Source organism: Pseudogulbenkiania sp. AW2-16, assembly GCF_056824575.1.
The window spans coordinates 2,134,227-2,157,036 of the sequence record NZ_CP157668.1 but is presented as its reverse complement, the minus strand read 5'-3'; the positions used below and the strand labels follow the sequence as shown (position 1 = coordinate 2,157,036).

Genomic DNA, 22,810 nt, shown 5'->3' with positions numbered 1-22,810 from the left:
AACTCCTTGTCGTTTTATTCAGTAAGGGATGGGGTGGATTAACGCTTGTCCAGCCGTGCCGCCAGACGGTTGCCGACGAACTGGATGATCTGCACGATGAGCACCAGGAGCAGCACCATGGCGATCATCACCTCGGTCTGGAAGCGGTAGTAGCCGTAGCGGATGGCTAGGTCGCCGATGCCGCCGCCGCCCACCACGCCGGCCACCGCCGAGTAGGACAGGAAACTGATGGTAAGGATGGTGACGCCGGAGATCAGGCCGGAGCGTGCCTCCACCAGCAACACCTTGGTGATGATCTGCAGCGGGCTGGCGCCCATCGCCTCGGCCGCCTCCACCACGCCGCGCGGCACCTCGCGCAGCGTCTGCTCGACCAGCCGCGCGAAGTACGGGATCGCCGCGAACGACAACGGCACCGCCGCCGCGACCGGGCCGATGGTCGACCCGACCAGGATCCGGGTCAGCGGCACCAGCGACACCATCAGGATGATGAACGGGAACGAACGCACCAGGTTGACCAGCCAGCCCAGCACGCCGTTGACGATGCGATGGGCGAAGATCTGCCCCGGCTGGGTCAGGTAGAGCAGGAAGCCCAGCGGGCCGCCAAAGCAGAACGCGGCGGCCAGCCCGATGACCAGCATCAGCGCGGTTTCCTTGCACGCCTGCCAGATTTCCGGGGCCATCATGCTCAGGTTGGCGAGCGCATCGGCAAAAGTCAGGGTTTCCATCACGCGGCCTCCAGCAGCGAACGGGCGAGTTCGGACTCCGCCTCGATCCCTCCGTCGACGATGTCCAACACCTCGACCACCCGGCCGGCGTCCAGCACCGCGGCGCGCTGGCAGATCGAGCGCACCACGTTCATCTCGTGCGTCACCACCACCACCGTCACGCCGAAGCGGCGGTTGATGTCCTGCAGGCAATCGAGAATGCTCTGGGTGGTCTTGGGGTCGAGCGCAGAGGTGGCCTCGTCGGCCAGGATTACCTTGGGGTTGGGCGCCAGGGCGCGGGCGATGCCGACGCGCTGCTTCTGGCCGCCGGACAGTTGCGCCGGGTAGTGGCCGGCACGGTCGGTCAGGCCCACCACCTCCAGGCACTCGGCGACGCGGCGCTCGATATCGCCCTTGGACCAGCCGGCGATCTCCAGCGGAAACGCCACGTTGCCGGCCACGGTGCGGTTGGCCAGCAGATTGAACTGCTGGAACACCATGCCGATGTTCTGACGGGCGCGGCGCAGTTCGCGCGCGGACAGCCCGGTGAGGTCCTGGGTGTCGACGATGACGCTGCCCTCGTCCGGGCGCTCGAGCAGGTTGATCAGGCGCATCAGGGTGGACTTGCCGGCACCGGAGTAGCCGATCAGGCCGAAGATTTCGCCGGCGCCGATCGACAGCGAGGTCGACGCCACCGCCTCGAACCAGCCACCGTCGGGGCGACGGTAGCGTTTGCGCACATTCTGCAAATGAATCATGGTGAAGCTCCAACGACAAAGCCCGCCGTGGACACGGCGGGCTTTGTGCATGGAAATCTTCGGGATCGAAAATCGTTACAACCCTGTGGGCTGTCCACGCTTTAGCTATTTTACGCCCGCAAGCTGTGTTCAAATCGGCGATAGTTTTCTGTATTGAACATGTTTTTTCCTTTACGGTCAAGACCGAAAGTGCGATTTTCACTACTTACGCGCCAGCCACCAGTCAAAGCCACTAGACCACACCACACTCCAGGGTATTCTCCCTTCACACCGGCAGCAATTCCGCCGACAACGGCAGGTGATCGGACAGCCCGTTCCACGGCGCGCCGTGATGGGCCCTGGCGTTGACCGGGCGCAGGCCGCGCACGTAGATGCGGTCCAGGGTCAAGAGCGGCAGACGCGACGGAAAGCTGCGCGCATGTTGGCCGAACAGGTGCTGGAACACCTCGTGCAGGCCGTTCTCGGCCAGCAGCCGGTCGGTCGCCTCGCCGCGCCAGTCGTTGAAGTCGCCGGCCAGGATCAGCGGATAGTGCGGCGGGACGTTGTCGCGGATGTAGCGCGCCAACGTGGCGTACTGCTTGCGCCGGTCGCCGGCACGCAGGTTGAGATGGGCGCACAGCGCGATCACCGGCGTGCTCCAGCCGGGCGGCTCCAGCACGCAGTGCAGCACGCCGCGGCTCTCGAAACGGTTGACCGAGATGTCGAGATTGCACCAGGAGGTGATCGGAAAGCGGGTCAGCACCGCATTGCCATGATGGCCATGGCCGTAGCTGGCGTTGAGGCCGTAGGCGGCCTTGCGCCCGAGCTGACGCGCCAGGTACTGGTGCTGGGGGATGCGCGGCCACTCGTGGTGGCTCAGCGTGCGCAACAGGTTCTTGCCCTGTACTTCTTGCAGGAACATCACGTCGGATGACAGCGAATCCAGCGCCTTGGCCATGTCTTCCACCCTGACATGGCGGTTGAGCACCGACATCCCCTTGTGAATATTGTAGGTCGAAACCTTGAGCGGTTCCATTACGTCAGCCAGCCCTTCCGCATCGCGCCTGGGCGTTACCGGGTTGCCACGGCGGCACCCGGCAGGTACTGCCCGCCCGGCCTGACGAGACAAAAAAACGCCAATCGGATAAACCCACTATAGACAGCCGGCACACCCCGCGCCTTGCCGCATCGGCAAAAACAACAGCCCCGCGTGGCGGGGCTGTTGGGGTTAGGCGCCGGGCCGCGTCCAGGCTACGGCTTACTTCTTGGTGGTGGCACTCTTGGCGGCACGCGGAGCCTTCGGGGCCTTCGGGCTCTTAAGCTCAACCACCTCCTTCACCTCGGCCACCACCACCGGCTCGGCGGCCACCACGACAGGAGCCTCCGCCACCACCGCCTCGGCAGGCACCTCCACCTTGGCCTCGGGAGCAGTCTCAACCAGCAGACGCTCAAGCAGCTTGCTGCGGGAGGAAATGCGGCGGTCGAAACGCCAGTCGTTCAGCAATTCGATCGCCGCCTCGAAATAGCGCATGTCGATCTCGTACAAGGCCTTCAGGTCGAACGACTGGCCCAGTTCCAACGCTGCGGCCAGATCTTTCAGCACCTGTACCTGTTCTGCGTTCTCGCCCGACTCAATGTACTTCCTGATTTTCTTGGCAGCGTTCATCGTCAATCCTTGCTTTTATAAAGAATAAAATTACATGTCATGCAATTTTAACATGGGGTAAGCCGGAACAATTTTAAGGTTTTCTTACAACCCCCAACACGACTTGCAGCAAGCCCGCCGGTGCCGGCAATCCATTAAAGCAAACGCAGCCGGCACGCGCCACCCGGAACGAGCCGGCAGGCGGGAGAGAGGGCGAGATCAGGACGGCAGGTAGCGCGGCAACAGGCGCAGCGCCTCGGCGTTGGAAGGGGAAAAAACCTTGTCGGCGGCCTCGGCCCAGGGCAGCCACTGGTAGCGGCTATGTTCGTCCGGGGCCAGCGTCACCGGCCGCGGCGCCGGCAGCAGCAGACCGAACACATGCTCTTCGTTCTCGGTCACGCCGGGCGGGTAGCGATGGCGCCAGTGCGGATAGATTTCGTAACGATTGGTGATGTGCCAGTCGCTCAACGCATAGGCATCGGCGTCGAGCCCGGTCTCTTCGCGCACTTCGCGTCGCGCGGTGTCGATCAACGCCTCCTGCCCTTCCCGGCTGCCCGTCACCGACTGCCAGAAACCGGCGCGGTCGGCGCGTTCGATCAGCAAGACCTGACCGTCGGTGGAATGAATCACCACCAGCACCGATACCGGCTGCTTGTTGCCCATCAGCCCTTGCTCCCGGCGTCCGGCTTGTCGAGTACCGCCATCAGCCCGGCCAATTCGACCGCCGACTTGACGCCCATCTTGTCGAACACGCGCGAGCGGTGCACTTCCACCGTCTTCATGCTGATCGCCAGTTCGTCGGCGATCTGCTTGTTGAGCTTGCCCGCCAGGATCAGCTGCATCACCTCGCGCTCGCGCTCGGTGAGCAGCGCCAGCGACTGGTTGAGCCGGCTCAGCCGCCCGAAGCGGTCGCGCTCCTGCTGGTCGCGCAGCAGCGCCTGGTCGACCATGGCCAGCAGCCGGCCGTCGTCGAACGGCTTCTCCATGAAATCGATGGCGCCGAGCTTGAGCGCCGCCACCGCGTGCGGCACGTCGCCGTGCGCGGTGAGCATGATCACCGGCGGGCAGTAGGGGTGTTCGGCCAACCTTTCGAGCAGCACGATGCCGCTGATGCCGGACAGACGCAAATCGACGATCAGCGCATTGAAAGCAGCCGGGCCGGGACCGGCCAGAAAAGCCTCGGCGCTGTCGAAACCCGTGGTCTGGAAGCCCTGCCCGTCGAATAGCCAGATCAACGAGTCGCGCACCGCCTCGTCATCGTCAATCACCGCAAGCTGCTTATCCGACATGCTCTCCCTCTCGTGGTTAGGCGGCGTCCCCGCTGGCCTGGGCCAGTATGCGCACCTCGCGCTGCGGGAACGGGATGGTGATGCCATGTTGCTTGAAAGCGCGCCAGATGGCCAGATTGATCTCCGACTTGAGCCCCAGGAAGCCATTTTCAGGATCGGCCACCCAGAACCCCAGCTCCATGTTGATGCCGCTGTCGGCGAAGGCGGTGACGAACGAGGCCGGCGCCGGGTCGTGCAGCACGCGCGGATGCACGGCGGCTTCACGCAACAGTCGCAGCACCAGTTCCAGATCGCTGTCGTAGCCGACCTGCACCGTCACGCTGGTCCAGATGCTCTTGTCCGAATAGGACTGGTTGATCACGGTGCTGGCGATCAGCGTGTCGTTCGGCACCAGCGCCTCCGAGCCGTCGGCGGTTTTCAGCACCACGTAACGCGAGGTGATCTTGGTGACGTAGCCGGTGCGGTTGTCGATCATCAGCCGGTCACCGATGCGGATCGAGCGGTCGAGCAGGATGATGAAGCCGGAAACGTAATTGCTGGCGATCTTCTGCAAGCCGAAGCCGAGACCGACGCCGAGCGCACCGCCAAACACCGACAACACGGTGAGATCGATGCCGATGATCGGCAGCGCCACCATCACCCCGGCCACCAACAGCACGGTCCGCGCCAACTTGGTGAACACGATGCGCAGGCTCAGGTCGATATCGGTGAGCTTCATCACGCGCGATTCGATGATGCGGCTCACCCACAGCGAGCCCACCAGGATGATGGCCACCCACAGCAAGCCGGTCAGGATCATGTACAGGTTGACCTCGACCTTGCCGACGTGGAAACGGATCGACTCCAGCCAGTCCACCGCCAGGGTATCGACACCGATGGCCCAGCTGACGAAGCCCAGCCAGAACAGCGTGGCGAGAAAATGCTCGGTGGTGCGCTCGAAGCGCCCCTTGGGCAGCGCCTGGCGCACCATGGCGGTGGCGAGGCGGATCAGCCCGAGCCAGAACAGCATGGCGCTGGCGATGGGCAGGAGCTGCGGCGCTTCGCCCAGAGCCAGGCGCCACAGCCCCGCGCTGACAATCACCAGCACCTGCGCCGCCAGCGGCAGCACCAGGCGGAAACTGGCGTAGGGCAGAAAACGGTCATACCGCTCGGGATGAAGGGCGAACAGGCGGCGGTACACCCTCCTCGCCACGTACAGGCCCGCCATGAATGCGGCCAACGCCAGCACGAGTTCCAGCCAGCCGGCTGGCGTTTCCAGCGTCAGCAGCAGTTTTTCCAGGGTAAGCAGTTTGTCGCCGTTGACCAGCATGCCGAGGAAGCCTTCCTTAATGGGTGACAGAGAGAGCCGGTTGCGGCGCATCGACCGACAGCACGCCGTCGGTCAGGCGCAGCACGCGCCCGGCGCGGCTCGCCAGACGGTCGTCGTGGGTGACGATCACCAGTGCTGGTGCCAAGGCTGGCGTTCAGCTCCAGCATCAGTTCGAACACCGCGTCGGCGTTGCCCCGGTCGAGGTTGCCGGTCGGCTCGTCGGCCAGCACGCAGGCCGGCCGCGTCACCAGCGCGCGGGCGATGGCGGCGCGCTGCCGCTCGCCGCCGGACAACTCGCCCGGCTTGTGTGCCAGACGCCGCGACAGGCCGACACGGCCCAGCATCTCCGCAGCCTGCTGCTCCGCCTCGGCGCGCGGCATGCGCCGGATCAAAAGCGGCATCATGACGTTTTCCAGCGCGCTAAATTCCGGCAGCAGGTGGTGGAACTGATAGACGAAACCGAGCGAACGGTTGCGCAGCTCGCCGCGCTGACGCTCGCTCAGGCGCGACAGTGATTGCCCCAGCACCTCGATCTCGCCCGAACTCGGGGTGTCGAGCCCGCCCAACAGGTGCAGCAAGGTGCTCTTGCCCGAGCCGGAGGCACCGACGATGGCCAGCCGCTCGCCCTTTTCCACCTCGAGCGTCACCTTCGACAGCACCTGGACATTCAGCCCGCCCTCGTCGTAGACCTTGGTCAGATCGTGACAACGCAATACCTTATTCATAGCGCAGGGCCTCCGCCGGCTGGGTACGCGCCGCGCGCCAGCTCGGATACAACGTGGCCACGAGGGCCAGCAGCAGCGAAATCACGGTAATGGTGGAGACATCGCTCCACTGCACGTCGGACGGCAGGTAGTCGATCATGTACACCTCGCTCGACAGGATCTTGGTGCCGATGATGCGTTCGATCAGCGGCACGATGACGTCCAGGTTGAGCGCCACCAGCACCCCACCGGCGACACCGGAGAAGGTCCCCAGCACGCCGGACACGGCGCCCTGGATCATGAAAATCTTCATGATGCTGGAAGGCGCGGCCCCCAGGGTGCGCAGGATGGCGATGTCGGCCTGCTTGTCGGTGACCACCATCACCAGCGAGGAGACCAGATTGAACGCCGCCACGGCGACGATCAGCGTCAGGATGATGGTCATCATGCGCTTCTCGATCTGCACCGCGCGGAAGTAGTTGGCGTTGGTATCGGTCCAGTCGGTGGTGAGCGCGCTGGCCGACAGCTTGTTACGCAGCTCGGCCTTCACCAGCGGCGCCGCCATCGGGTCGTCCAGCTTCAGGCGCACCCCGCTCACCATGCTGCCCATGCGGAACAGCACCTGGGCGTCCTTGAGGTGGATCATCGCCAGCGACGAGTCGTACTCGAACATGTCGACCTTGAACATGCCCACCACGGTGAACTGCTTCAGGCGCGGCAGCATGCCGGCCGGGGTGACGCTGCCCTCCGGGGTGATCACCGTGACCTTGTCCCCGGTCACGACGTTGAGCTGGCGCGCCAGCTCGACCCCCAGCAGGATGCCGAACTCGCCCGGCTTGAGCGAGGCCAGCTTGCCGGTCACCATGTGCTTGCCGACATCGACCACGCGGTCCTCGCTGGCCGGGTCGATGCCGCGGATGAGGGCCCCGCGCACGTTGCCGGCCGCCGACATCAAGCCCTGGGCATTGACGAAGGGCGCGGCGGCAATGACGTGCGGCTCCTTGGCGGCCAGCCCGGCCACCGATGGCCAGTCCGACAACTTGCCTTGGTAGGTGCTGACCTCGACGTGCGACGCGACGCCGAGAATGCGGCCGCGGATTTCCTTCTGGAAACCGTTCATCACCGACAGCACGATGATCAGCGCCGCCACACCGAGGGCGATGCCCAGCACCGACACCAGCGAAATGAAGGAAATGAAACCGTTGCGGCGTTTGGCGCGCAGGTAGCGGAAGCCGATCAGGGCTTCAAAAGGGAGGGCCATCCGGAAGAATCCTCGGGCAGGGAGCAATAGGTAAACGTCGTGGCGCGCATCGAGGCCAGTACGATTGGCGCCACGGGGCAAAGAGGCAAGGCAGCCGCGCGGGCGGTTGACGTCAACGGCGCTCAGCCCTGGTAGGGGTTGTCGAGACTCTGCATCATCGCCACCAGGAAGGCGCGCACCTGACGCTCGTCGCACCCCATCAGGATGGCATCCTCGAAGGCATCCTGCGCCATCTGCGCCAGCTCTTCGAGGTTCTCGTTCATCACCTTGATCTTCTCGACGCAGGCGACCACGTTGCCCTCCGGATCGAGCCAAACCGGTTGTTGCAGTTTCATAGGACGTTCCGTTCGACTTTCAAAAACGCAATGCCCGCCAGGGCGGGCATCGACGGTAGCGCGCGGCATGCCGCATCAATGCGACGAGGCCACTTTTTTCTTGTGGGCGCCCTTGGCGGACTTGCCGGCCACGGACGACTTGCTCCTGGTCTCTTCGGCCTTCTTGCCACGGGACGACCTGCCCGTCTTGGCGGAAGCCTTGCCCTTGTCGAAGACGGCCTGTTCCTGCTTGCAGTGACGGCCCTTGCGACAGACCACCTTGGCGCCCGAATCCTTGGCCTCGGCCGCCGCGGCTTCCTGCTTGCAGCGCCGCCCCTTGCGGCAGACCACCTTGGCACTCGGCGCCTTGGCCTCCGCCACCGCCTTCGAGACGTTCTTCACCGGAGCCGGCTCACTGTCGTCACGCACGAAATTCGAGGCCGAGCCGCGGTTCACGCGCCGGGCGCCGTTGTAGCGCGACGTCCAGTAATCCTGATTCATGTTGGAGACTTCGACCGACTTGCCGGTGCGCGGGGAGTGGATGAACTTGCCGCCCCCCATGTAGATGCCGACATGCGAGTACTGGAAGCCACGGGTATTGAAAAAGACCAGATCACCGGGCGCCAGTTCACTTTTATCGACCGCTTTTCCGGTATGCGCCATTTCCGCCGCCGTGCGCGGCAGATTCACCCGTAATGATTTTTTGAATACATACTGAATGAAACCACTGCAATCCAGGCCTGCCGAAGGATTACTGCCGCCAAAACGGTAAGCTACGCCCAGCAGGCTCATCGCCTGCAACAACAAGTCGCCGACAGCCTCTTCGCCCGGTGCGGCAAACTTGCCGATGGGGTCTTCCTGAGTCTCGGCGGCGGGGTGATTTTCCGTGGGGGCTTTGTCTGGCGCGGCATAAGCCAATACCATAAAGGTAGCCAGCACCCAAGCCAGTAGGTGCAGATGCAATTTCATAGGCCGCACTCTATCGGACGAGGCGTGGAGTGTAAAGCCAACCCAAAATGCGGGATACCCGATGCTGAAAGAAACCCTGATCGCCATGCGCGACCTGCCGCGCCTGAAGGAAATCACCGGAATCCTGTTCCGCCACGGACTCGGCCAGTTCGCCCAGCGCCTGAAGCTGCCACGGGCACTGGCCAAGGCCGGCGCCTGGCTGAATCTTCCCTTGCCGGAAGGCGACGAGGGCCTGCCACCGCCGGTGCGGGTGCGCCTGGCGTTCGAGGAACTCGGCCCGACCTTCATCAAGCTGGGACAGATTCTCTCCACCCGCGTCGACGTCTTCCCGCAGGAGTGGATCACCGAATTCGAGAAGCTGCAAAGCAACGTGCCCCCCTGCACCCCGAGCAGGTGCCACACCTGGTGAAGCAGGCGCTGGGACACCCGATCGAGGAGCTGTTCGCGGAATTCGAGATGGAGCCGATCGGCTCGGCCTCGATCGCTCAGGTGCATCGCGCCACGCTCAAGGACGGCACCGTGGTGGCCGTCAAGCTGCGCCGCCCCGGCATCCTGCCCAAGGTACAGGCCGACCTGCGCATCCTCGAACATATCGCCGGGCTGATCGAGCTGGAGTTTCCCGATGCCCGGCGCTACCAGCCGACCGAAATCGTCAACGAGTTCGCCCGGTCGCTCAACCGCGAGATGAACCTGGCGATCGAGGCGCGCAACATGGAGCGCTTCCGGCGGGATTTCGCCGACGACCCCTTCGTGCACGTGCCCGGGGTGTATTGGGACTACACCAACCCCGCGGTCAACGTTCAGGACTTTATCGACGGCCAGGCTGCCACCCGGGTCGACGCGCTGCAGGCGGCGGGGCTCGACCCCATCACGCTGGCCGACCGCGGCGCCGACGCAGTGCTGCGCATGATCCTGATCAACGGCTTCTTCCACGCCGACCCACACCCCGGCAACGTGATTTTCCAGCCCGACAACTGCATCGCCTTCATCGACTTCGGCATGGTCGGGCGCATCAGCCATGCCCGCCGCGACGAGATCGTCGACCTCCTTGCCGCCCTGTCGGGGCGCGACGAACGCGCCATGATCGACGTGCTGATCGAGTGGACCGGCACGACCCCGGTCGACGAGGACAAGTTCGCCGACGACATCAGCGAGTTCATGTTCCAGTACGAGCACGTGCCGTTGAAGGACCTCAACATCAGCCAGCTGATCGTCGACATCATGGCGCTGATCCGCGACCACGGCATCGTGCTGCCGCCGGACATGGCGATGCTGTTCAAGGCGCTGATCACGCTGGAAGGCCTGGGGCGCCAGCTCAACCCGGACTTCCAGCTGGTCGAGCACCTGACGCCGTTCGTGCGCGAGCTGATCCTCAACCGCTACACGCCGAAAACGCTGCTCAAGCGCGGCAAACAGACCCTGGTCGAAGCCATGGGCATGATCGGCGACCTGCCGCGCGACCTGATCCGGCTGGGCAAGGACATCCGCCACGGCAAGTTCCGCATCAACTTCGACTTGCAGCGGCTCGACAGCTTCGGCCGCCAGCTCGACCGCACCGCCAACCGGCTGACCATGGGCATCGTCACCGGCTGCCTGATCATCGGCTCGTCCATCGTCATGACGGTGAACGCCGGGCCCAAGCTGTTCGGGCTACCTTTCTTCGGCTTTCTGGGCTTCATGGTGGCATTCTTCAACAGCATCTGGCTGATCTGGTCGATCTGGCGCGCCGGCAAGGAATGGTGAAGCCATGAAACATGCACTCTTTGCCGCTTTATGGCTGGCTTCGGCCAACGTCATGGCCCTGGAGGTGATCGACCTGGGCTGGCGCGATGGCCGCGAGGTGGCCGACGCCATCGCCCCCCACCTCCAGCCGGGGGAAAGTGCCAGCGGCCTGGGGCGGCAACTGATCCTGGATGCCTCGCCGGCGCGGCTCGCCACCCTGCGCCGCCTGGCGCGCACCCTGGACGTGCGCCCGAGCAATCTGCTGATCGAGGTCGAACAGAACGGTGGCGCGCGCCAGAGCGACTCCACGCTGTCGCTCGGTGGCGCGGCGCGCATCGGCAACGTCGAGCTTGACCTCGGGCGCCGCCGCCGCGATCTGGCCCTCGGCGCCGACGCCACGCAAAGCCGGAGCAGCAGTCGCAGCCGCCAGACGCTGCGCCTACTCGACGGCGGCAGCGGTTTCATCGAGAGCGGCAGCAGCCGCCCCCTGCCCTGGCTGATGGTCACGCCACGCGGAGGCCTGCTGCGCGGGGCCGAGTATCAGGATGCCGTGACGGGCTTTTACGTACGGCCGAGGCGCAACGGCAGCCGCGTGGTAGTGGAGCTGGCGGCGCGCCAGGAGGCCTTCGGCGTCGGCAGCATCGAGCAGAATCGGCTGAGCACCTCGGTGGAAGGCGCCGTCGGCGAGTGGCTGAACGTCGGCAGCGTAGGTCTCGACGAGCAGGGACGGCAAGTGATGCTGATCGGCGTCAGCCAGCGCCTGCACTCGGTGGAACGCACCGTGCGCATCCGCGTCCTGGCCGACAACTAGCTCCCGCATCGCCCCTCTTCTTGCTGCGCGGCATCCTTCCCGGCAGACGCCCCGGCACGGCGCCTCCAGCAGGCTGTTTCCGGTTTGCAACAGGCCCGGCAAGGTGGCGATCGCGAGTCGTTGACTTAACAAATGATAATAATTATCATTTATTCAATTACTCATCCTCAAGGAGCACCCGATGAACGCCATGCTGGTCGGCGCCGACACCCTGGGCAACATCCCCACCGTGCTGGAGAGTTTCGGCATCTCCATCCATCGCCATCTGAGCGGACGCAACAGCTCGCATCAGCGCAAGCTCGACCGCCTGCCCGCCGGCACCGACATGCTGATCCTGTTCACCGACTTCCTCGGCCACAACGTGATGCGTCACTTCCGCGCCCTGGCCTCGGAACAGAACGTGCGCTTCATCGCCTGCCGCCGCTCGGTGTGCGCGCTCAAGCAATCACTGAGCGGCGTCGGCCTGTGCGAGCAAAGCGCCTGCGCCAACTGTCCCAATGCCGCCAAGCGCGGCAAGGGCAGGCACTGAGAACCTGTTTACGATCTGCTGTGCGTCGACGATACGGCGTTAAAACCGTCTGCGGAACGCTCATTTACCCCGTGTAAACTGCGCTTCCTCAGCCGTTTTTGCCTTGTCTCGCTCTAGCTCGCGAGATCCTAAACAGGTTCTGAGGCTCCCCAGAAATGATCAAGGCCGGACGACGTCCGGCCTTGATCCATGCTGCTGAGCGCCCGGCGGGCTACTCCCCTCGCCCGGCCTTGCGTGCCGCTTGCTGCATCAGCTGCAGCTGGTGCGAGAATTCGCTGCAGTTGCCGCACAGGAACAGATGAATGCGCAGGCGCAGGTACTCGCTCTTACTCAACGGGCGGTCGAGTGCATCGGAAATCAGCCGGCTGGCCTGTTTGCAGTTGATTCTCACGCGGCACCTCCTCCCAGCCAGCGGATTTCCAGGCATTCCCGCAGGCTCATGCGCGCCCGGTACAGCAGCACCGAACAGTTGGTCGCGGTGATGTCGAGGTTCTTACAGATGTCGGCAATCTCCATGCCGATCACCTCGCGCATCACGAACACCATCGTGGTACGTCGCGGCATCACCTGCGAGCAGCGCTCGAACACTTCCCAGAATTGCTTGGCGACCAGTTCCTGCTCCGGTCCGCTCCAAGCGCGGATGGCGTGCTGCCAGTGGCCGCTGGCGTCGAACAGGGCGTCGATGTCGCCGTCGTCGAGCGTGTCCTCGAACGGCTCCAGCGGTGCCTCGCGCGACTGGCGGCGCACGGCGTCGACCAGCTTGAAGCGCAGGATCGAAGTCAGCCAGGTGCGCGGCGACGACTTGCCGGCGAACGACGAACGCGACTCCAGCGCCGCCAGCAGCGTCTCCTGCACCACTTCGTCGGCGGCCTGGCGGTCGCGCAATTGCGCCAAGGCGTAGCGCAGCAGGTAGGGACGTTCCGCCTCGATCAGTTCGGGAGTCATCATCGTGCTGCGGCCCTTCCCAGGTGAATGGTCATGCCTTGCAATAGTCGATGGCGTCCGCCAAGCGGTCCACGGCCACGATCTCCAGTCCGTCGATCGGCTGGCGCGGGCGGTTGGCGGTGGGCACGATGGCGCGGGTGAAGCCGAGCTTGGCCGCTTCCTTGAGGCGCTCCTGGCCGCGCGACACCGGACGCACCTCGCCGGCCAGGCCGACCTCGCCGAACACCACCAGTTTTTCCGGCAGCGGACGGTTGCGCAGCGACGAGACGATAGCCAGGATCACCGCCAGGTCGGCCGCCGGTTCCGAGATCTTCACCCCACCCACGGCGTTGAGAAACACGTCCTGGTCGAAGCACGCCACCGTGGCGTGACGGTGCGCCACGGCCAAGAGCATGGAGAGCCGGTTCTGCTCCAGCCCGACGGTGAGCCGCTTGGGCTGGAAGCCGTGGGCGTCGTCCACCAGCGCCTGCACCTCGACCAGCAACGGTCGCGTGCCCTCCTGCGTCACCAGCACGCAGGACCCGGCGACGTCGTCGCGGTACGACGACAGGAAGATCGCCGACGGGTTGGACACGCCCTTGAGTCCCTTGTCGGTCATCGCGAACACGCCCAGCTCGTTGACCGCGCCAAAGCGGTTCTTGATGGCGCGGATCATGCGGTGGCTGGAGTGCGACTCGCCCTCGAAATACAGCACGGTATCGACCATGTGCTCCAGTACGCGCGGGCCGGCCAGCGAGCCTTCCTTGGTGACGTGGCCGACCAGGAGGATGGTGGTGCCGGTCTGCTTGGCCATGCGCGTCAACTGGGCGGCGCACTCGCGCACCTGCGATACCGAGCCGGGCGCCGAGGTGACCTGCTCGGTGTACAGCGTCTGGATCGAGTCGATCACCGCGACCTCGGGCGCCTCCTGCTTCAGCGTGGCGAGAATGGCCTCGAGGCGGATCTCGGCCAGGAAGCGCACGCGCGCCGGGTCGACCGCCAGGCGCGAGGCGCGCAGCGCGATCTGCTGCGGCGATTCCTCACCAGACACGTACAGCACCTTGCGGCGCGCACCGACCTCCGACAACGCCTGCAACAGCAGCGTGGACTTGCCGATGCCGGGGTCGCCGCCGATCAGGATCACCGCGCCGCGCACCAGGCCGCCGCCCAGCACGCGGTCGAGCTCGCCGATGCCGGACGGCTCGCGCGGCACTTCCACCGCTTCGACCTCGGACAGCACCTGCACCGGGCTGGTGGTATCGGCCCAGGCCTGGAAACGCGGGTTGGCCGAAGCCGGCGCCTGCACCGTTTCCACCAGGGTGTTCCAGCTCTGGCAGTGCGGGCACTGTCCCTGCCACTTGGGCGACTGCCCGCCGCATTCGGTACAACTGTAAACGGTCTTGATTTTGGCCATGCGAATGTCGCCGGCGCTCAGCCGGCGGGAGAGGCGGCGGCGCTGCCGCCCTTTTTGTTGAGTTGCTTGATGATGTCGAGCAGTTGCTTTTCCTCGTCCGACGGGTCTTTTGCCGAGCCAGCCTGGGCCGGAGCCTTGGCCGGCAGTCCCCCGCGGCGGATGGCGGCCAGCACCGCCGCCACCTGCGGATCGTTGCGCATCGCCCGGTCGGCCTCTTCCGGTGTGAGCTGGGCCTGCGGCTTGTCGCCCGCCGAGGCCGCACTGGCCTCCGGCTTGTGCGCCGCCGCGGGCGTGGCCGGTGCGACTGGGTCTGAAGGAGGTGCGATGGTCTCGAGCTTCTGCTTGACCATGTACTCGTGCATTTCCCGCCAGCCAGCGTAGATCTGCGCCTTGTCGGCGTCGGGATTACGCTGGTAGCACTCCTCCAGCGAACGCCCGCTCTGGCGGCAGGCAGCACCGACCGCCTTGTTGGCGTCCTTGGACAGACCGGAGACGTTGCTGACCCAGTTGCAGCCAGCCAAGGTCAGCAGCAGGGGAATGACGAGCAGGGAACGCATGAGGCCCCTTTCTTCAGGAGACGAGTTGCGGGCGCAGGTCCAGTTCGATCACCCGACCGCTCTGCCCCTTGCTGGCCTCGCTCACCCAGAACAGGAAGTGCGGCAGCAGGTCGGCGATCGGGGCACGCTCGGTCTTGGCCTCGCCCGGGTGGGTACGGGTGCGCTGCGGCGCGTTGACCGGGCCGGGAATCAGCAGGTTGACGCGCAGGTTGGGGTAGACGTCCCACTCGTTGGCGGCCACGGCGGTGAGGTAATGCAGGCCCGCCTTCGAGGCGCCGAAGCCGCCCCAGTACGCGCCCGGCTTGGCTCCATGGCTTTCGCCCACGAACAGCACCGCGGCGTCCGGCGACTCGGTCAAAAGCGGCAGGCAGGCACGCGTCAGCGCGAACGGCGCCACAGTGTTGGTGCGGTACTGGTTCATCCACTCGTCCACCGTCTGATTGGACAGCGGCGAGAGCGCGTAGAAATGCGAGGCGCAATGCACGATGCCGTCCAGCCGGCCGCAGGTCTGCTTGATCTGGAAGGCCAGGTTGTTGAACTGCTCGTCGGTGGCCGTCAGCAGGTCGAGCGGAATCGCGACCGGCTCGGGAGCCCCGGCCGCCACGATCTCGTCGTACACTCCCTCCAAGCGCTTCACGCTACGCGCCAGCACCACTACCGTGGCACCGTGGCGGGCGTAATGCAGCGCCACCTCGCGACCGATCCCCTGAGTGGCACCGGTCACCAGGATCACCCGGCCGGCAAGGCTTGCGTTGTTCTGTTCAGTCGTCATCATCGGTTTTTCTGTTTCATCCAATCCTGCTTCAACATCTGCGCGGCGGAAACCCCGCTCTGCACGGCGGCCTCCAGCGTGGCCGGGTACGGCGAATCGACCCAGTCGCCGGCCAGATAGCCGCATTGTACGCTGATGCGCGTCCCCGGGCGCAGCACGCCCGCTACGGCGGCGAAGGTGGCGCGTTTCTCCACCAGCACGCGCGACCACAGCGGCGGCGCCAGATCCGGTTGCAGACGGCGCAGATCGGCAAGCACCCGAGCGACCAGTTCGTCGTGCGGCAAGGCGGTGACGGCGTCATCCGGGGCGCTGATCACCGCCGCCACCAGTCCATGCTCGCCACTCAGCGCCTCGCGGTCGAACAGCCAGTCGGCGGTGCCACCGGCGATCCCGGTCATCAGGCGCGGCAGCCCCACACGTTGGCCGAAGCGCAGGTATACCGTGCATATCGGCTGGTAACGCAAAAGCTGAAGCCGCTGCGGCAACGCCGTATCGTCCAGCAAGGCGGCGGCATGCTGCGGCCCGACCGCCACGATGGCGGCATCGAAGCGCTCGTCATCGATCTCGGCGCCGCCATCGGCGAAGGAGAGCCGGCGCACCCGGCAGCCGCTGCGCAGCTGCACCCCCTGCCCTTCCAGCCACGCCCACGCCGGCTGCGGAAACAACGCCGACAAGTTGTGCCGCGGCAGCAGCAGGTCACTGTCGGCGCGCGTGGCGCCCAGGCTGTCTCGCAGCACGTTGGCCAGTATCTGCATCGAGGCCTCGGCCAGCGGGGTGTTCAGCGCCGACAACACCAGCGGCTGCCAGAAACCCGCCAGCAGCGCCGCCCCCTGCCCTTGCGCGGCCAGCCACTCGGCCACCGGCATGTCCTGGGCCAGACGCCACTGCTGCCGCTTGAGCCTGTCGAGCGCCCGGCTCAGCCGCCACTTGTCACGCCAGCCGATGCCACGGGCCGTCAGCAGCCCCCACGCCACGTGCAACGGCGCCGGCAGCGGCGGGCATTGCAGGCTCAAGCCGCCGTGGCGGTACCAGTTCATCGGCTGGCGCAGCAGCACGGCGTCGGGATCGACGCCGACCCGGGCCATCAGCCGCAGGCACTCGCGGTAGGCGCCGATCAGGATGTGCTGGCCGTTGTCGAGCGCCAGGTCGGCATCGCGCACCCGCCGCGCCCGGCCGCCGGGCTCGCGCCCGGCCTCGAACAGCGTCAGGTCGGCAAAGCCGGCCAGCTCGACCGCGGCCGCCAGCCCGGCCCAGCCGGCGCCAATCACGGCAACACGGGGGCGGCTCACGGCTGGTAGCCGAACACCCAGGTTTTCCACGCCAGCCACAGCTTGCGGATCGGGGTCAGCGACAGGCGCTGGTTGAGCACCTTCTGCGGGCCGTCGAGTTTGATCTCGGCCAGGGTGGCGCGGTAGATCGCCGCCATCAACAGGCCGGGACGCTGCGCCTTGACGTCGCTCTTCGGCAACTGCTCCCAGGCCTGGCGGTAATACTGCTCGGCGCGCTCGATCTGGAAATCCATCAATTGGCGGAACGCTTCGGTTTCGCGGTAGTGCTGGATGTCGGAGGCCGGCACGTTGAAGCGGCGCAGCTCCTCGACCGGCAAGTAGATACGTCCGCGCCGGGCATCCTCGCCGACGTCGCGGATGATGTTGGTGAGCTGGAACGCCACCCCGAGCTCGTGTGCGTACTTCAACGTGTGCTGGTCGGTGTAGCCGAAAATCTGCGCCGACAACTGCCCGACCACCCCGGCGGCACGATGGCAGTACAGCAGCAGATCGGCAAAGCGGTCGTAGCGGGCAAAGTCGAGATCCATCTCCATGCCGTCGATGATCTCTTCCAGCAGCTTCTGCGGCAGGGCGTAGGCCGCCACATGCGGCTGCAGCGCCTGCGTCACCGGATGCTGGGGCTGGCCGGCGTAGAGTCGGACGAGTTCCGCCCTCCACCAGGCCAGTTTGGTCCGCGCCACGTTTTCGTCATGGCATTCGTCGACCACGTCATCCACCTCGCGGCAGAAGGCATAGAGCGCCGTGATGGCGCGCCGCTGCCCCTCCGGCAAGAAACGGAAACTGTAATAGAAGCTGGAACCGCTGGAAGCGGCCTTGTCTTGGCAATATTGGTCGGGCGTCACGCGCCTCTCCTGAAAAAGTGTCTAGTTGGCCCGCAGGGCGCGCCACAGCATATACGCCCAGTCGCGTTTGGTCAGCACCGGTCGTTGCCGGAACACGTCGCCGCCCGAGGCATGCAGCTTCTGCAAGATGCGCTCGCCGCCCATGACGATGAGGCGTAACTCCAATCCGAATCGGCCCTTGAGCTTCTTACCCAGCGGCGCCCCGGCCTGCAACATCTTGCGGGCCCGTTCAATCTGTTTGAGCATCAGCGGCGTCCACAACCCGCCGCTGTCGCCGGCGGCAATCTGCGCCTCGGCCACCCGGAAGCGGCGCAAATCCTCTTGAGGCAGGTAGACCCGGTCCTTGCGCCAGTCGATCGCCACGTCTTGCAGGAAGTTGATCAGCTGCAAGGCGGTGCAGATACCGTCAGCCATCGCCAGGCTGCGCGGGTCGGTTTCCCCGTACAGCACCAGCATCAGCCGCCCTACCGGGTTGGCCGATCGCCGGCAGTAATCCACCAGTTCGGCAAAATTCTCGTAGCGTCCTTTGACCACGTCTTGACTGAATGCCGACAACAAGTCGTAGAACGGCTGCAGCGGCAGGGCATGCGCACGGATGGCCTCGGCCAATGCCTGCATCAGGGGCATCTGCGGCGTGCCACCTGCACCGATCACATCGAGTTCGGCCCGCAGCGCGGCCAGTTCGTCCAGCCGCGCTTGCGGCGGACGCACACCTTCGTCGGCCACATCGTCGGCATAGCGCGCGAAACGATAGACGGCATGCACCGCCCGGCGCATGCGCCGTGGCAGCAGGATCGACCCGACCGGAAAATTTTCGTAGTGATCAACCGACATGGCGGCCTTGCGACGAGTGCGAAACGGCGAATTATACCCGACGGGGCGAGGCAGGATTTTTTTCGTCCCCGCCTCTTTACAGCTCCGCCGCACCTTCTTATAATCCGCCGCACTTGAACGCACGTGTCGGGGCTATAGCTCAGCTGGGAGAGCGCTTGCATGGCATGCAAGAGGTCAGCGGTTCGATCCCGCTTAGCTCCACCAAACTCGCGTTCCGGTCTAGGTCCCCATCGTCTAGAGGCCTAGGACATCGCCCTTTCACGGCGGTAACCGGGGTTCGAATCCCCGTGGGGACGCCAAATCGATCGATCGGCCAGCCTGCCACAGGCAAAACCCGGCCCGACACCCGAATTGCCAAAAGCGCCTGAGTCGGCTCACGATTCCAAGCGCTTTTTGTTTTTGCATCCTGCGTCTCTTTTCTGCCCCCTGCGCAGAGGCTTGCCAGAATCATTAGGCAACACCCCACCCCAAGCGATACTTTCACCTTCCTTTCCCCGCATCGCGGCGATGGTTGTTTCAGACTTGTCCAGCGCGGCAGTGCGACGACGCCAAGCCAAGCGGCTCGGTTCGAGTGCCGCAACCCACCTAATGGTTGCGACCGGAAAGCCGCCATGCAGGCATGGAACCCCGCGCTACGGTCTATGCTGAAGCACAGACGCAGGAGAGAACATCATGCGCTTCAGCGATCGAGAACAAGCCGCGACACGGTTGGCTTTGCGATTGGCCAGCTACCGCGGCCAGCACCCGCTAGTCCTTGCCATCCCCAGGGGAGCAGTCCCGATGGCCGAACTCATCGCGGACCAGCTGGAAGGGGAGCTGGACGTCGTCCTGGTGCGCAAACTGGGGGCGCCCTTCCAGCCGGAACTGGCGATCGGCGCGATCGACGAGTCCGGCTGGGCCTACATTTCCGACGTCGCCCGGCTCGCCGGCGCCTCCACCGAGTACATCGAACAGGAGAAACGAACGCAGCTCGAGCTGCTGCATCAGCGCCGCCAACGCTACAGCGGCTTGGCCGCTTCTGCCGACCCGGCCGGGCGCGTGGTGATCGTCGTCGACGACGGTCTGGCCACCGGCGCCACCATGATCGCCGCCCTGCGGGCGATCCGCACCAAGCAACCGGCGAAGCTGGTCTGCGCCGTACCGGTGGCTCCGCCAGACACCCTGGAGCAGGTTTCCAGCTACGCTGACGACATGGTGTGCCTGGAGACGCCTCTCAACTTCAGCGCGGTCGGACAGTTTTACGAACACTTCCCCCAAGTCAGCGACGAGGAAGTGGTCGAGATTCTGGAAAAGCAGCGCCGCTGAAGCACCCGCGCAGTGTTGCCCAGCCTTGTGTCTCCGTGCACTGGCATCTGGAGAACGCGGGCGGCAAAAATTTTGCATTTTTTGCTTGACCCAAAAAAAGGCTATCGGTATAGTTCGCATCTCTCGCGATGCTTCAAGCAGAACGAGGCAGGTTGTTCAGTGGGGGTATAGCTCAGCTGGGAGAGCGCTTGCATGGCATGCAAGAGGTCAGCGGTTCGATCCCGCTTATCTCCACCACGATTTCCTGTCCCCATCGTCTAGAGGCCTAGGACACTGCCCTTTCACGGCGGCGACCGGGGTTCGAATCCCCGTGGGGACGCCATTTTGGGGGTATAGCTCAGCTGGGAGAGCGCTTGCATGGCATGCAAGAGGTCAGCGGTTCGATCCCGCTTATCTCCACCAAGTCAAAAAACCGACGTCATCGACGTCGGTCTTTTGCTTTTCACCTTCCGCTTCTGCCCGCTCAGGCCGCCAACCGCTCGCTCATCTGCAAGCTGTGTTCGATGTCTCCGATGCCGGCCGCCTGTTCCAGTACGTGCCAGCCCTGCACCAGCGCATGAATGAAGCGCACGCCGGCTACCACGTAGGCCACGTCCTGGCGCTCTTCCTCCTCCAGCCGGTTGCCTTGCTTGCGCGCCATGGCACGGCGTTCCCTGACCGGATCTGAGGCGCCTTCATCCGGTACCGGCGCCGGGGCGGCATCGGCAACCGCCTGCCGGCCACGGCTGTAAAGCCGGTAAGGCAGCGGCCATTCGTCCACCGCCGGCGCCATCCTCCCGGTCAGCTCCATCACCACCTGCCCCAGTTCCACCGTCAGCTGGTAGAGCGCCTGCACCAACGGCAGGCGATCGCGCACGGCGGACAGCAAAGCCTCCTCGCGCAGCAGCTCCACCCGGCGACGCAGAAACTTGAGCTTGCCGCGCGCCAGCGCGCGCGCCTCCTCGTCCTGCCCCTGGCGCGCCCGCTGCGCCAGCTCGTCCAGGTACTGTGCCCACTGCCGGTACTCCGCGACGGTCTGGCTGAACACTTCGGCGGGCAGCGCGGCGATGCCCGGCCCTTCAGGACGCGGCGGCAGGTAGACATCCTGCTCCCGCGCACCGTACGGCACATCGAAATGCACGCTCATTTTCGGGGTGACCCTCATGTCGCGCCCTCCCTTCCACATTATCGGTAGGACAGTCCCCACCCCGGCTTGTTCGCCGTCAGCCTCTCCCCCTTTCCCTTATGAACCATAGCCCACCGTGACGTCCCGGCCAAAAAAACAGGGCCGCGCCAAGATGGCGCGGCCCTGTTTTATTCGGCGGGGTCGCTCAGAGTCCGTGGAACAGATGCCCCAGCTTGGCGGCCTTGGTATCCAGATAACCGTCGTTGTGGGGGTTGCGGCCCACCATCAGCGGCACGCGCTCGACGATCTCGATGCCGGCATCGCGCAGCGTCTGCAGCTTGCGCGGGTTGTTGGTCATCAAGCGCACCCGGCCGATGCCCAGTTCGTCGAGCATGTCGCGGGCGATGCCGAAGTCGCGCATGTCGGCCGGGAAGCCCAGCTGTTCGTTGGCCTCGACGGTGTCTGCGCCACCATCCTGCAGGCGGTAGGCACGGATCTTGTTGATCAGGCCGATGCCGCGACCTTCCTGGCGCAGGTACAAGAGCGCGCCGCGGCCTTCGCGGGCGATGGCCTCGAGCGCCGCTTGCAGCTGGAAACCACAGTCGCAGCGCAGCGAGAACAGGCCGTCGCCGGTCAGACACTCGGAGTGCAGGCGCGCCAGCACCGGCTCACCGTCGGCGATGTCGCCCATGGTCAGTGCGACATGTTCACGGGTACCCGCCACTTCCTCGAAGCCGTGCATGGTGAACTCGCCCCACGGCGTGGGCAGACGACAACTCGCCACGTGGGCGACAGCCGCCAGCCGTGGCGGTGCGCTTGCTTCAATCGACATCATCACTCCACATCAAAAACCGGCCGCTTCGGCCAACGGCCCGCACGGCAGGTAAAACCTGCACGCCGAAACGGGCAGGTGGATCTTCTCCGGGATGATCGGATGCTACTCCGCCCATACGACAAGAGAAAGTAAAAGGTTTTAATCGATCCGATCAATTTTCTTCAACGAGCGGCAGCCCGGCCAGCGGGCTGACCAGCACCAGCGCCAGCGCCGCGAGCCAAACCTGGCGCTCGGCGGTGAAGAAGCCGGCTTCGGCGGACTCGGCGTCGATGATGCCGAGCACCACGCCCTCCTCGTCCAGCACCGGCAGGCAGACCTCGCTTTTCACCTTGGGATCGCACTCGTAATAGCTGCCGCCCATGTCGCGCCAGACCGTGACGTCGTCGATCACCACGCCCCAGCCGGTCAGGCCGACCCGGCTGTTGTTGCTGCCGGCGGCAAAGCCTTCGGTCAGCGGGAATTCGGCCCGGCTGGGGGCGCCACGGTAGGCCAGCTTGACGAGGCGCGCCTGTTCCTTGCTGCCGATCGCGCGGTAGATGCCGAGCCAGTCGGCGCCGACACGGCTGTTGGTCGAATCGACCAGCGCATGCAGGTCGTTGAGCGCCCCGCGTGCTTCGGCGCTTTCACCACCGAACAGCGGCGACAGGTCGTAGGGCTCGGCGGCGAGTTCATCGACCAGCGAGCAGGCACCATCGTCGCTCAGCCGCGGCACCGGGTAGCGGAACAGGTCGGTGCGCGGCGCGGGCTTGTCGACGCTGAGCACGGCGCCCAGCGTCAAGGCGGCGATCTGGAGTTCCACCTTGTCGAGCGGCAGCGATTGTTCCTTGAGATAGGCGGCCAGACGGCGGGCAGGGATCATGGGTATTCCTTGAACGGCGCCGGCATCGTGGCCGGCGCCCAAAACGGCAAAAGCGGTAAACAGGAGCAACGGCCCCGGGC

At 65.2% G+C, this 22,810-nt stretch carries 24 protein-coding genes, 5 tRNA genes and 2 pseudogenes; 9 read left to right on the top strand and 22 right to left on the bottom strand.

The genetic code is table 11. The features are described from left to right. Positions 1–38 precede the first annotated feature (38 nt). The 11 genes and pseudogenes from ABKF58_RS10615 to ABKF58_RS10565 form a co-directional block, all read right to left on the bottom strand. A complete protein-coding gene (locus tag ABKF58_RS10615) occupies positions 39–725 on the bottom strand; it encodes a methionine ABC transporter permease (RefSeq protein ID WP_008955784.1) in 687 nt (228 codons plus the stop codon). After that, a complete protein-coding gene (locus tag ABKF58_RS10610; RefSeq protein WP_482580641.1) occupies positions 725–1,462 on the bottom strand; it encodes a methionine ABC transporter ATP-binding protein in 738 nt (245 codons plus the stop codon). Before ABKF58_RS10610 ends, ABKF58_RS10615 begins: the two co-directional genes overlap by 1 nt. Before the next feature lie 265 nt (positions 1,463–1,727). Continuing rightward, positions 1,728–2,477: an endonuclease/exonuclease/phosphatase family protein gene (locus tag ABKF58_RS10605; RefSeq protein ID WP_482580640.1), complete on the bottom strand. Its 750-nt coding sequence runs from the start codon at positions 2,475–2,477 to the stop codon at positions 1,728–1,730. A gap of 222 nt (positions 2,478–2,699) precedes the next feature. Then, positions 2,700–3,107 (bottom strand): hypothetical protein, encoded by a 408-nt coding sequence (locus ABKF58_RS10600; RefSeq protein WP_294866627.1) that lies wholly within the window; start codon positions 3,105–3,107, stop codon positions 2,700–2,702. A gap of 198 nt (positions 3,108–3,305) precedes the next feature. Continuing rightward, a complete protein-coding gene (gene nudB / locus ABKF58_RS10595; RefSeq protein ID WP_482580639.1) occupies positions 3,306–3,749 on the bottom strand; it encodes a dihydroneopterin triphosphate diphosphatase in 444 nt (147 codons plus the stop codon). Next, positions 3,749–4,375 (bottom strand): response regulator transcription factor, encoded by a 627-nt coding sequence (locus tag ABKF58_RS10590; RefSeq protein ID WP_008955779.1) that lies wholly within the window; start codon positions 4,373–4,375, stop codon positions 3,749–3,751. Before ABKF58_RS10590 ends, nudB begins: the two co-directional genes overlap by 1 nt. A 16-nt stretch (positions 4,376–4,391) precedes the next feature. Further along, positions 4,392–5,684 (bottom strand): mechanosensitive ion channel family protein, encoded by a 1,293-nt coding sequence (locus ABKF58_RS10585; RefSeq protein WP_482580638.1) that lies wholly within the window; start codon positions 5,682–5,684, stop codon positions 4,392–4,394. A 16-nt stretch (positions 5,685–5,700) separates the two neighbouring features. Next, positions 5,701–6,409: pseudogene (lolD, locus tag ABKF58_RS10580) on the bottom strand (lipoprotein-releasing ABC transporter ATP-binding protein LolD). Then, positions 6,402–7,649: a lipoprotein-releasing ABC transporter permease subunit gene (locus ABKF58_RS10575; protein ID WP_014088024.1), complete on the bottom strand. Its 1,248-nt coding sequence runs from the start codon at positions 7,647–7,649 to the stop codon at positions 6,402–6,404. Before ABKF58_RS10575 ends, lolD begins: the two are co-directional and overlap by 8 nt. A gap of 122 nt (positions 7,650–7,771) precedes the next feature. Further along, positions 7,772–7,984, bottom strand: a complete 213-nt coding sequence (locus ABKF58_RS10570; RefSeq protein WP_008955775.1) for a hypothetical protein — start codon at positions 7,982–7,984, stop codon at positions 7,772–7,774. 75 nt (positions 7,985–8,059) lie between these two features. After that, the gene (locus ABKF58_RS10565) at positions 8,060–8,932 is read right to left on the bottom strand and encodes a C40 family peptidase (RefSeq protein WP_482580637.1); all 873 of its coding nucleotides are present in this window, start codon (positions 8,930–8,932) and stop codon (positions 8,060–8,062) included. Positions 8,933–8,993: 61 nt separating this feature from the next. On the opposite strand from ABKF58_RS10565, the pseudogene ABKF58_RS10560 reads away from it, so the two are divergent. From ABKF58_RS10560 to ABKF58_RS10550, 3 genes and pseudogenes are all read left to right on the top strand, one after another. After that, positions 8,994–10,675, top strand: a pseudogene (locus ABKF58_RS10560) (ABC1 kinase family protein). 4 nt (positions 10,676–10,679) lie between these two features. Next, positions 10,680–11,465: a hypothetical protein gene (locus tag ABKF58_RS10555; protein WP_482580636.1), complete on the top strand. Its 786-nt coding sequence runs from the start codon at positions 10,680–10,682 to the stop codon at positions 11,463–11,465. A 181-nt stretch (positions 11,466–11,646) separates the two neighbouring features. Continuing rightward, positions 11,647–11,994: a DUF2325 domain-containing protein gene (locus ABKF58_RS10550; RefSeq protein ID WP_482580635.1), complete on the top strand. Its 348-nt coding sequence runs from the start codon at positions 11,647–11,649 to the stop codon at positions 11,992–11,994. Between the two features lie 211 nt (positions 11,995–12,205). Here the strand turns inward: ABKF58_RS10550 and ABKF58_RS10545 are convergent, their stop codons facing one another. From ABKF58_RS10545 to hpnC, 8 genes are read right to left on the bottom strand one after another with little or no spacing between them, the layout of a single operon-like run. After that, entirely contained in the window at positions 12,206–12,385 is a 180-nt protein-coding gene (locus ABKF58_RS10545) for a zf-HC2 domain-containing protein (protein ID WP_482580634.1), read from the bottom strand. Next, positions 12,382–12,942 (bottom strand): sigma-70 family RNA polymerase sigma factor, encoded by a 561-nt coding sequence (locus ABKF58_RS10540; RefSeq protein ID WP_482580633.1) that lies wholly within the window; start codon positions 12,940–12,942, stop codon positions 12,382–12,384. Before ABKF58_RS10540 ends, ABKF58_RS10545 begins: the two co-directional genes overlap by 4 nt. Before the next feature lie 28 nt (positions 12,943–12,970). After that, the gene (radA, locus tag ABKF58_RS10535; RefSeq protein WP_482580632.1) at positions 12,971–14,332 is read right to left on the bottom strand and encodes a DNA repair protein RadA; all 1,362 of its coding nucleotides are present in this window, start codon (positions 14,330–14,332) and stop codon (positions 12,971–12,973) included. Between the two features lie 17 nt (positions 14,333–14,349). Then, positions 14,350–14,889, bottom strand: coding sequence for a hypothetical protein (locus ABKF58_RS10530; protein WP_482580631.1), 540 nt, complete (start codon positions 14,887–14,889; stop codon positions 14,350–14,352). A gap of 13 nt (positions 14,890–14,902) precedes the next feature. Beyond that, positions 14,903–15,664, bottom strand: coding sequence for an SDR family oxidoreductase (locus ABKF58_RS10525; RefSeq protein ID WP_482580630.1), 762 nt, complete (start codon positions 15,662–15,664; stop codon positions 14,903–14,905). Continuing rightward, on the bottom strand, positions 15,661–16,950 hold the full coding sequence (gene hpnE, locus ABKF58_RS10520; protein WP_482580629.1) for a hydroxysqualene dehydroxylase HpnE: 1,290 nt from the start codon (positions 16,948–16,950) through the stop codon (positions 15,661–15,663). Before hpnE ends, ABKF58_RS10525 begins: the two co-directional genes overlap by 4 nt. Next, positions 16,947–17,792 (bottom strand): presqualene diphosphate synthase HpnD, encoded by an 846-nt coding sequence (gene hpnD / locus ABKF58_RS10515; protein ID WP_482580628.1) that lies wholly within the window; start codon positions 17,790–17,792, stop codon positions 16,947–16,949. Before hpnD ends, hpnE begins: the two co-directional genes overlap by 4 nt. A 21-nt stretch (positions 17,793–17,813) precedes the next feature. Continuing rightward, positions 17,814–18,626, bottom strand: a complete 813-nt coding sequence (gene hpnC / locus ABKF58_RS10510) for a squalene synthase HpnC (protein ID WP_482584361.1) — start codon at positions 18,624–18,626, stop codon at positions 17,814–17,816. A gap of 128 nt (positions 18,627–18,754) precedes the next feature. On the opposite strand from hpnC, the gene ABKF58_RS10505 reads away from it, so the two are divergent. The 6 genes from ABKF58_RS10505 (at position 18,755) to ABKF58_RS10480 (ending at position 20,333) form a co-directional block, all read left to right on the top strand. Next, positions 18,755–18,830, top strand: a tRNA-Ala gene (locus ABKF58_RS10505). 19 nt (positions 18,831–18,849) lie between these two features. Continuing rightward, positions 18,850–18,925, top strand: a tRNA-Glu gene (locus ABKF58_RS10500). 373 nt (positions 18,926–19,298) lie between these two features. Then, the gene (locus ABKF58_RS10495; protein ID WP_482580627.1) at positions 19,299–19,931 is read left to right on the top strand and encodes a phosphoribosyltransferase; all 633 of its coding nucleotides are present in this window, start codon (positions 19,299–19,301) and stop codon (positions 19,929–19,931) included. A gap of 161 nt (positions 19,932–20,092) precedes the next feature. After that, positions 20,093–20,168: transfer RNA gene (locus tag ABKF58_RS10490), tRNA-Ala, on the top strand. 9 nt (positions 20,169–20,177) lie between these two features. After that, a tRNA-Glu gene (locus tag ABKF58_RS10485) sits at positions 20,178–20,253 on the top strand. A gap of 4 nt (positions 20,254–20,257) precedes the next feature. Beyond that, positions 20,258–20,333, top strand: a tRNA-Ala gene (locus ABKF58_RS10480). Between the two features lie 61 nt (positions 20,334–20,394). Here ABKF58_RS10480 and ABKF58_RS10475 read toward each other — a convergent pair. The 3 genes from ABKF58_RS10475 to ABKF58_RS10465 all read right to left on the bottom strand — a co-directional run bounded on the left by ABKF58_RS10475 (position 20,395) and on the right by ABKF58_RS10465 (position 22,730). Beyond that, positions 20,395–21,075 (bottom strand): hypothetical protein, encoded by a 681-nt coding sequence (locus ABKF58_RS10475; protein WP_482580626.1) that lies wholly within the window; start codon positions 21,073–21,075, stop codon positions 20,395–20,397. 166 nt (positions 21,076–21,241) lie between these two features. Continuing rightward, positions 21,242–21,868: a GTP cyclohydrolase II gene (ribA, locus tag ABKF58_RS10470; RefSeq protein WP_051002169.1), complete on the bottom strand. Its 627-nt coding sequence runs from the start codon at positions 21,866–21,868 to the stop codon at positions 21,242–21,244. A 154-nt stretch (positions 21,869–22,022) separates the two neighbouring features. Further along, positions 22,023–22,730, bottom strand: a complete 708-nt coding sequence (locus ABKF58_RS10465) for a GAF domain-containing protein (protein ID WP_482580625.1) — start codon at positions 22,728–22,730, stop codon at positions 22,023–22,025. Positions 22,731–22,810: the final 80 nt, after the last annotated feature.